Here is an 8574-nt window from a genome sequence, read left to right as displayed (position 1 = left end):
AATGCTGACAATTGTCATTTTTAATTAACTTTATTCAAATTATTTTCGTTTTTTTAAAAATTTATAACCAATGGAACAATTAATCATATCTTTATACTCCTGGAAAAACGGCGCATTCATAATGACCATTATTTTTGGACTGGTTATCATTGGCCTGGTTGCCGGTGTCTACTTAATGATGAACAACGATAAGAAAAATGACCAATAAGCTTTTATTTCTTTACAAACTTAAAGCTGAAAACAGATTGATTTGCCGTCACCTTACCAAGGTACATGCCATTCTTTAAGCCAGATGTATCAAGAGTTATGCGCTCTTTGTTATAATCTGACTCAGTAAGAACCAGAGCCCCTTTTAAATCAAATACTTCTATTTCTGAAATTGTGAAAGGACATTCAATTTGTAAATAATTTTTCACAGGATTGGGGTAAAATTCCATACCTTGATTTACTACATCAACCAAACCTAAATTTTCATCCTTTACATTTTGAGCATAAATGCGAGGTTCATTTCCTGTTGATGCACGTTCTTCAACAAATACAGCTACACTCTGATACACTACATTTTTTGTGAAAGCTATTCGACCTTTTGAAGCAGCATGTGTAGCTACAGGTCGGGTCTCCTCCGGCCACATAAAATCACCGTTTTCATCTAAATGCACTGCGTGCAATTCAGTTGGGAAAGCCCCGTTATCAGTACCCAGATTAATCAAAAAAAGAGGCGTTAAGGTTTCATTCATCATTTGTAAAGACCCTCTGGGTGATTGATTGTCTGAGGAAATTGCAAACACTTGTTTGGCGTTATCAGTAAATAAACGAGCCCCTGTATCAGGATCAAACTTTTGAATATATGTGCCGCTCATTGACTGATTAAGGTCCGTATAACGACAAATGGAAAAAACCCCTCCGGCACCCACTTGGATAGAGGTTTCCATTTCATAAAATGTATTTGAAGTATCAAAATCACTGCCATTTATACCCCAAGGCAGACTTCCATCTTCATCAATGCGTTGTAAAAAAGAATCAAACCGAACACCTGTAGAGCCATAATAGCCAAATACTACATCACTGCCATAAACAAGCAAAGGCTGATAGCGCCTATTGAACGCCGTAGATTGATTTGAAACCTGAACAGGGTTAGCCCACAGAGCTCCACCATTGGAATCATAGCGCATGGCATACAAAAATGAACTTGGTGAAGAAGTTGCACGGTCGTGAAAAATAATCACAATGCTTCCATCTCCCAGTTCCGCAAGTTCGCCGGCACTTGTAAAGTTGGTGCCATTGCTTGGTTCAATTAAAACATCTTCAGCCCAAAGAGGCGTGCCAACCAAAGAAAATTTATTAAATAACCCTTGATTATCCTCACCGATCCAACTTACAATCACTGTATCATCTTGCAGAGGTAACATTTTTACATCTATAGCCTCACCCAAGTTAACACCGGCTGCTCCCCAAAGGTAATCACCGGAAGGGTTAATCGCACTTACATATCCGTCAAAAGTAGAAGTAGAGGTATAACCAATAAATAAATTACCATTAAAATCAACAGCTAGAGACATCAAAACGGTAAATGTACTCATTGGTAAATTGGTGTTCACCAACATCCCTTCAGGGCCAAAGAGTAAATTTCCTTCTTCGTCTAATTGCTGCACTCTTAACTCATAGTTTTCCGGAGCAGGAACATTTCTCCAGAAAACAACATAAGTATGTCCATTGTCTAAACCAATTGATTGACAATCTGAAGAAGTGGCATCAGCAACTAATGTATTTTGAGCGGTATCTTCTACCCATTGCGAGAATAATGAAAATTGAATGAAAAGCGCGATCAATAGTAAAAATGGTTTCATATGAGGTTTGTATTAATCTGTTTGGTAATTTAAAGATATGCAATTTTAAGAAAAGTTGATATTTAAACTTAAAAAAGGGTCGTGATACAGAATCACAACCCCTAAAATAAAAGCCGCTTTTATTAACTCCCCAATTAATAAAGCTGATGTAAAGATGCCTCTTTATGGACATAGCAATCAAGGGTGTTTTCCACTAATTTTAGCTAGGGTGTTTTCACCCTTTTACCAAGAAAAGAGCTAAAAATTGATTACTTCCCATCTACATAATCCTGTAAGTACCTGAAGCGCTCTGTAAGCTTTCCGTCTTTTGTGATAAGGGCTCGTTGGAGTACTCCCTCCCGATCACCATTAAAAAAAGCCGGCATCACATGTTCGAAAAACATTTCACCAAATCCTTCACTGGCATCTTTGGGAAGCTCACAAGGCAGGTTATCGACAGCCATAACAGCAATAGCACCGGGAGCATCAAAGCTAACTTCATTCTCTGTTTCCGGGTCATAGCCATAAAAGGGGTCAGCAATTGTTGATGGCCTGATTGTGGAGGCTATAGGACCATCTATATCACAGGAAATATCAGCTACAAGATTGATTTTAAAATCAGGGTGTTTGGCGTCATCCCGGGTAAACAAATAAGGTGCACCATCTCCATAAAAATGTCCGGTAATCAATACATCACTCACTTTGGCAAAACGCATAAAATCACTTTCATAGCCTGAAGGGTCTTTAAAAAATTGCTTTTTATCACCAGTCTTTCCGTCTTTTCTTTTATTATAATCCAACACATCAATAAAACAATAGACCGCTTCATTGTAGTTGGTATTCAAAAAGCCTTCAATTGAGACCTCTTTTATATTTAAATGATCCAGTATTTCTTTAGCTCCAAAAGCCACTTTTCCCCTTCCGGTAAGTACAATTTTAATAGCCGGTAACGTGATTTTATCAAGTGTATTTTTAACAGTTTCCAAATCCGGTAAATTCTCTACTTTAGGCAATTCAAAGTGTCCGTCTCTCAAACCTAATGCCCTTAAACCATTGTATGCACCCACGAGTCCGGCATACCTTCCAAAACCTATCAGACGATGCCCGCTTTCATTTACAATGGTCTCATGATCATACAACTCTATATTCTTTGCTAAAATTGCTTGTAACAACGCGCGGTTATAAGATTGCTTTTTAATCGTATGACTAAAGAAAAAGTACTTTTTATTGGGTATCAGTGCTGAAATTGGAACTTCCTTAACACCCAGCATCACATCACAACCTGAAACATCATCACTTACTGCAATTCCCTTCACGCGATAAGCATCATCAGAAAAAACTCTGATATCTGAACGCTCTGCAATGAATTGGGCATTGGGAAACTTCAAACTGACTTCCTGACATTTTTCCGGTGAGAAAACAACACGCCGGTCTGGCGGATTTTTACGTTCTTTAATAAGTGCAAACTTCATAAGCTACTTTGGAATGTTTTTTGATATTGATAATATTGCAAAGATAGAATTTTAAAGCGTATCTTTGCGGTTCACAAAAATGTGAATAATATTCTAACGGGGTCGACTGGTTTTGACAGCGAGATGAATGGAATAGTAAGCACGCCGAGCGCCGGATCACAGCTCGTAAATCTCATGGTTCAGACTTTTTAAACGGCGAAGATAACTACGCCCTAGCTGCATAACCCGAAGTTTAGTACGGTAATGCCTCGTCCGACTAGGTCGGAAAGCAGGATGTCTCTCAACGGCCTTGGTTTACGGCAATTGATCCAGAGACATCGTAAAAGTAAACCTAGAAATCACAGGGTCTTGATGTGGTTTTGAAACTTAATTGAGAATAAGGATAGCTTTGGATGTTTTTTTCCGGTGCTATCTCGAAAACCAATAAAAAACTAAGCGTGTAGAAAGCTGTTGTATTCCTTGTTTGGACGAGGGTTCGAATCCCTCCGACTCCACATTAAGCGCAGCCGCGGATTAAAATATAAAAAAACTGCTCAAGTGAACTTGGCAGTTTTTTTATGTTTTAAACCCGCCCAAACCGATGGGGACTGACGGATGTATTTCCTCAATTAGATTCATATGAAGTAACCTCGATAGACAATCGTAATTTTTATTCATAGAAGTGATATCTTTTTAAATAAAGCAAAACAATAATCATATAATACTAAATATTATTTATATTTGTTTTAATTTTATTTAAAGATGCAACCAAAAATACCTATACATTGTCCCGCTTGTCAAGATGCTCTTAATGTATCTCAACTACAATGTGACAATTGTGGTACCTCGGTAAATGGAAACTTTTCTTTACCTCTTTTTCTTAAACTGCAACCCGACGAACAGGAGTTTGTAGTACAGTTTTTGACAAGTAGCGGGAGCCTCAAAGAAATGGCCAAACAACTGAATAATAGCTACCCTACTATCAGAAATAAACTGGACGACCTGATAGAAAAAATCAACAAACTCAAACCAGATGAAAACAACTCTGTTTAATCCGTTTAAAAAATACACTGAATACCAATTAGTATTTATTGGACTCATAACTGCCGGACTTGGTATTTTGGCAGCTTCATATACAAATACCCATTTCGATGGTGTGCTTGACACCCATTTTGCAAACGATGTAAGTCTCATCACTGCTTGTATTGAAAGCCTTTTCAATCTGTTGAGCATAGTTGTGGTTTTTTTTATTCTTGGGAAGTTTATCAACTCAAAAACCAGATTAATAGATATCGTCAACCTTGCTCTTATTGTAAAAATACCGGCTTATTTTTTATTGCCCCTCAATATTAATAACTGGATTCATACCAAAACGTTTCACTTGCTGGAAGCATTTGGGAACCCCACAAAAATCAACTTTAGCAATACTGATATATTCATTCTTATAGGAGTGGGTGCTGCCTCTTTGGTGGTACTAATCTGGTTTTTTGTATTACTCTATAACGGTTTTAAAATCGCAGTAAACCTAAAGACAACGAAACATAAAATCTTATTTGTCGCAGGTATTATTTTGGCAGAAATCACCTCAAAAACATTAATCAATCAAATAGTACTCTAAGTATGGCGGTTTATTGGTCAAATCTACTTTTTATAACACTCGGTTCAAGCGGAATCATATTTTTGATTGCAGGGTATATAATGTTGAAATATCCACCTAAAAATATCAATCATTTTTATGGGTATCGCACCCGAAGGTCAATGGAATCAAAAGAAAAATGGGATTTTGCTCAAATATTTTCAGCCCGTGAAATGATCAAACAAGCCTGGTATATGATATCAATTGCCATCATGGGTTTATTCCTGAATCCGGAAGAAATGTTCAGTATGTTTTTAAGTATTGGTTTCATAATTTTTTCTGTAGTAATTATGCTGTTCAAAACTGAAAAAAAACTCAAACAAAAATTCAACTAAAATGAAAGCGTTCAAAGAAAGCCAAAAGTTTAACCAGTGGTGGCTTAAACTCATCCTAATCATTGTGATTTTGGCTACAGCAATTCCTGTTTATATGATTTTCAATGAAAATACATTTGAAGAAGAAATGTTTTGGCCGGTTTTGATACCGGTCATTATTACAGCAGCAGCCATTATATTTATCTTTGTGTTACGTTTGGAAACCACCATTGATTCCAAAGGAATCCACTATAAGTTTTATCCCGTCTTCGGTCAAAAAACAATTCCGTGGAACGAGATATCAGAATGTTATGTCAGAACATATAGTCCCCTCGCAGAATTTGGAGGTTGGGGAATTCGTTGGGGCTTCAATGGAAAAGCCTATAATATAAAAGGAAATAAAGGCATACAAGTAGTTATAAAATCCGGGAAAAAAATTCTTTTTGGTACACAAAAAGAAAATGAAGCAAAAAACGTTATAGAAATATACTTCAATAAGTAAAATCAGTACATCACATGAAAAACATAACTATCATTATAGCCCTGTTTACCTCTCTTAACTCATTTTCCCAAAATGAGTATAGTGAAGAAAAAATCAACATCAACGACCTAATTGAAGGAACGCTACTCCTACCCGATGCAGAAAAACAAAGTTCATTGGCAATCATCATTCAGGGAAGCGGACCCACAGACCGCGATGGAAATCAACCCAATGCAAAAAATAATTCCTTAAAATACCTGGCTGAAGGCCTCTCAAAAAACGGCATCGCAACATTCAGATATGATAAACGTCTTGTTAAACTGGCGCGAACCGGAAAACTTAAGGAAGAAGAGATTTCATTTGATCAGTTTATTGAAGATGCTGAAGAAATAAGCACCTATTTTCAAGATCAAAACCGATTTAAAAACATAATCATTATTGGTCATAGTCAAGGCTCATTGGTAGGAATGGTTACAGCTTATCGCAATCAGACTGATGCTTTTATTTCCATTGCCGGTGCAGGGCAGGAAATTGATGACGTCATTGTAGAACAATTGCAACGGCAGGCACCTGCCTTGGTAGACGATGCCCGACAAAGCTTTGACGACCTGCGTGTCAACGGAATCGCTATGAACTATGGCGAAGGCCTGGCCTCAATTTTCAGACCGGCCATTCAGCCCTTTATGCGCACCTGGATGCTCTACAACCCCCAAACCGAAATTGCCAAACTCGAAATTCCCGTGTTGATTCTAAATGGAACAGAAGATGTTCAAGTAGACGAAGAAGAGGCTCGTTTATTACACATCGCAAAACCAAATGCTGAAATGTACCTCATCGAAAATATGAATCACGTGCTTAAAGAAATTGCTGAAGGTGATACAATGGATAATTACAAATCTTATAATGAAACCAAGCGTCCTGTGATGCCCGAACTTATTGATAAAATTTCAGGCTTTATAAAAGATCTTGACAACTAAAACTTAGTGTTCAAAATCAGTTGACGGTTTTTTATGACTAGTAATTTATTTCGATTTCGCTAAAATCTAACATCTATTGTTTAATAATAGCTACCACCTCATAATCACACTTCCCCATGTAAACCCACTTCCAAAAGCAGCAAGAACCACTAGGTCGCCTTCTTTGATTTTACCATTTTCCCAGGCTTCAGTTAAAGCGATAGGTACAGAGGCCGCCGTTGTATTTCCATAATGCATAATGTTGTTATAGACCTGATCGTCAGAAAGCCTGAAACTTTTTTGAATAAACTGTGAAATCCTCAAATTGGCCTGATGCGGAATCAACATATTGATATCTTCTCTCTTTAAACCATTGGCTTCAAGACCCTCCATAATCACTTCCGAAAAACGTACTACGGCATTTTTAAACACAAACTGCCCATTCATAAATGGAAAGTAAGATTCATCATCAGGATTGTTGTCTTTTAAAATATCGTTAACCCAACGCTTGCCCATACCGGGAGCGATGAGTGAAAGCTCCTCTGCGAATTCACCTTGCGAATGTAAATGAGTGGAAAGGATTCCTTGATTGTCATCCTCAGATCTACTTAAAACTGCAGCTCCTGCTCCATCTCCAAAAATAACAGTTACACCTCTGCCCCGGGTGGTTTTGTCCAATCCGTGTGAATGTAATTCTGAGCCAATCACAAGTATATTTTTGTACATTCCAGTTTTGATATATTGATCGGCAATAGAAAGTGCATACACAAACCCCGAACATTGATTGCGCACATCCAATGCTCCCACCGTTTTGATATCCAGCACATGTTGCACCTGAACTCCCGGTCCCGGGAAATAATAATCGGGACTTAGTGTAGCAAATATGATAAAGTCAATATCGTCTTTGGAAATTTTGGCGCGTTCTATGGCTACTTTTGCAGCTTTGACTCCCATCGATGAAGTGGTTTCTCCACTACCGGGTACCACCCAGCGTCGTTCTTGGATTCCGGTACGCTCTTGAATCCACTCATCATTTGTGTCCATCATTTTTGACAAATCGTCATTTGTAACCACATTTTCAGGCACATAACTTCCCATTCCGGAAATTCTTGAAGTATAAAGTTTTTTCATTTGATGCATAGTTTTGAAAAAGGCAAGATAAAGATTTAATACCATTGTTAAAGAGGTTTAACTTGGCATTTTGTATGCACGCATAAGATATGAATAAAAACAAAAGAGACACACTCTTTTGTAGTTTGAGCATGCCTCTTTAAAACAACCTAACCAATAAATAAAAAATTCTCTGTGTTTGTTTTGAAAATTAATGGTTCATAGCAATTTATTTCCCACAGAATATTTCTATGATGTAAATATAACAATGTTTATTCTTTTTTCAAAAAATCTAAACAAAATAATCTGTTAATCTTTTATTAAAGAATCATTGATTGGATATGTAGATTTTGTAATCATTGATTCGAACTTGTGCCCCCAGATCGTTCATCAAATTATAGAGTCCGAAAAAGGTGCGGTTGATATATAAAAAGTGTTTGGAGCCTCTGTTACCATTCATTTTTCTAATTTCGGTGTCTTTGGAATACTTATCGCTTAACTCGGCAATTTTACCAAAAAACACAGGGTCTGAAAAATCAAAATTTTCACTGTGAAAGGGCTGTGTAAATAAACTGAGCATTTCGTGAAACAATTCTGAGAAAAACTTCAGCTCTTCATCGGTATCTTCTTTTCGTAAAATTTCCAATGCCATCATCTTTTCCGTAAAGATTTTTGGATTGTTGATATTCTCAGGCTTTGCCAGTTCAAAATAAGGGTCATAAAACTCCTGCGGAACACGCTTGATACATCCAAAATCAATAGCAATCAATTCACCTTCCGGGCTCACTAAAAAGTTTCCA

General features: G+C 37.2%; 9 protein-coding genes, 1 other RNA gene and 1 pseudogene. 7 read left to right on the top strand and 4 right to left on the bottom strand.

The features are described 5' to 3' along the window. Positions 1-70: 70 nt before the first annotated feature. Positions 71-208, top strand: coding sequence for a hypothetical protein (locus tag AACY61_RS04595; protein WP_339610410.1), 138 nt, complete (start codon positions 71-73; stop codon positions 206-208). Between the two features lie 4 nt (positions 209-212). Here the strand turns inward: AACY61_RS04595 and AACY61_RS04590 are convergent, their stop codons facing one another. Together AACY61_RS04590 and AACY61_RS04585 are read right to left on the bottom strand one after the other, a co-directional pair. Continuing rightward, complete coding sequence (locus AACY61_RS04590; RefSeq protein WP_339610409.1) at positions 213-1847, bottom strand: T9SS type A sorting domain-containing protein; 1635 nt, start codon at positions 1845-1847, stop codon at positions 213-215. A gap of 248 nt (positions 1848-2095) precedes the next feature. After that, on the bottom strand, positions 2096-3298 hold the full coding sequence (locus tag AACY61_RS04585) for an NAD(P)-dependent oxidoreductase (RefSeq protein ID WP_339610408.1): 1203 nt from the start codon (positions 3296-3298) through the stop codon (positions 2096-2098). 98 nt (positions 3299-3396) lie between these two features. Between AACY61_RS04585 and ssrA the strand changes: the two genes are divergently transcribed. From ssrA to AACY61_RS04555, 6 genes are all read left to right on the top strand, one after another. After that, positions 3397-3795: a transfer-messenger RNA gene (ssrA, locus tag AACY61_RS04580) on the top strand. 244 nt (positions 3796-4039) lie between these two features. Then, positions 4040-4330, top strand: a complete 291-nt coding sequence (locus tag AACY61_RS04575; RefSeq protein ID WP_339610407.1) for a DUF2089 family protein — start codon at positions 4040-4042, stop codon at positions 4328-4330. Next, a complete protein-coding gene (locus tag AACY61_RS04570) occupies positions 4311-4895 on the top strand; it encodes a YIP1 family protein (RefSeq protein WP_339610406.1) in 585 nt (194 codons plus the stop codon). The genes AACY61_RS04575 and AACY61_RS04570 overlap by 20 nt, the downstream gene beginning before the upstream one ends. Positions 4896-4897: 2 nt before the next feature. Further along, a complete protein-coding gene (locus tag AACY61_RS04565; protein ID WP_339610405.1) occupies positions 4898-5248 on the top strand; it encodes an SdpI family protein in 351 nt (116 codons plus the stop codon). Position 5249: 1 nt separating this feature from the next. After that, entirely contained in the window at positions 5250-5729 is a 480-nt protein-coding gene (locus AACY61_RS04560; RefSeq protein WP_339610404.1) for a hypothetical protein, read from the top strand. Between the two features lie 14 nt (positions 5730-5743). Beyond that, complete coding sequence (locus tag AACY61_RS04555) at positions 5744-6685, top strand: alpha/beta fold hydrolase (protein WP_339610403.1); 942 nt, start codon at positions 5744-5746, stop codon at positions 6683-6685. A 90-nt stretch (positions 6686-6775) separates the two neighbouring features. Here the strand turns inward: AACY61_RS04555 and AACY61_RS04550 are convergent, their stop codons facing one another. Together AACY61_RS04550 and AACY61_RS04545 are read right to left on the bottom strand one after the other, a co-directional pair. After that, the gene (locus AACY61_RS04550; RefSeq protein ID WP_339610402.1) at positions 6776-7795 is read right to left on the bottom strand and encodes a beta-ketoacyl-ACP synthase III; all 1020 of its coding nucleotides are present in this window, start codon (positions 7793-7795) and stop codon (positions 6776-6778) included. Between the two features lie 307 nt (positions 7796-8102). After that, positions 8103-8574: pseudogene (locus AACY61_RS04545) on the bottom strand (AarF/ABC1/UbiB kinase family protein); the annotation flags it as partial.

Origin of the sequence: uncultured Planktosalinus sp., from assembly GCF_963973675.1 — a bacterium.
Taxonomy (GTDB): domain Bacteria; phylum Bacteroidota; class Bacteroidia; order Flavobacteriales; family Flavobacteriaceae; genus Planktosalinus.
This window is presented reverse-complemented; position numbering and strand designations above follow the sequence as displayed.

What these genes read in the sequence shown, in the direction of transcription:
- AACY61_RS04565 (WP_339610405.1), top strand. Translation starts at nt 4,898, where the DNA reads ATGGCGGTTTATTGGTCAAATCTACTTTTTATAACACTCGGTTCAAGC.
- AACY61_RS04550 (WP_339610402.1), bottom strand. Translation starts at nt 7,795, where the DNA reads ATGAAAAAACTTTATACTTCAAGAATTTCCGGAATGGGAAGTTATGTG.
- AACY61_RS04575 (WP_339610407.1), top strand. Translation starts at nt 4,040, where the DNA reads ATGCAACCAAAAATACCTATACATTGTCCCGCTTGTCAAGATGCTCTT.
- AACY61_RS04560 (WP_339610404.1), top strand. Translation starts at nt 5,250, where the DNA reads ATGAAAGCGTTCAAAGAAAGCCAAAAGTTTAACCAGTGGTGGCTTAAA.
- AACY61_RS04585 (WP_339610408.1), bottom strand. Translation starts at nt 3,298, where the DNA reads ATGAAGTTTGCACTTATTAAAGAACGTAAAAATCCGCCAGACCGGCGT.
- AACY61_RS04590 (WP_339610409.1), bottom strand. Translation starts at nt 1,847, where the DNA reads ATGAAACCATTTTTACTATTGATCGCGCTTTTCATTCAATTTTCATTA.
- AACY61_RS04595 (WP_339610410.1), top strand. Translation starts at nt 71, where the DNA reads ATGGAACAATTAATCATATCTTTATACTCCTGGAAAAACGGCGCATTC.
- AACY61_RS04555 (WP_339610403.1), top strand. Translation starts at nt 5,744, where the DNA reads ATGAAAAACATAACTATCATTATAGCCCTGTTTACCTCTCTTAACTCA.
- AACY61_RS04570 (WP_339610406.1), top strand. Translation starts at nt 4,311, where the DNA reads ATGAAAACAACTCTGTTTAATCCGTTTAAAAAATACACTGAATACCAA.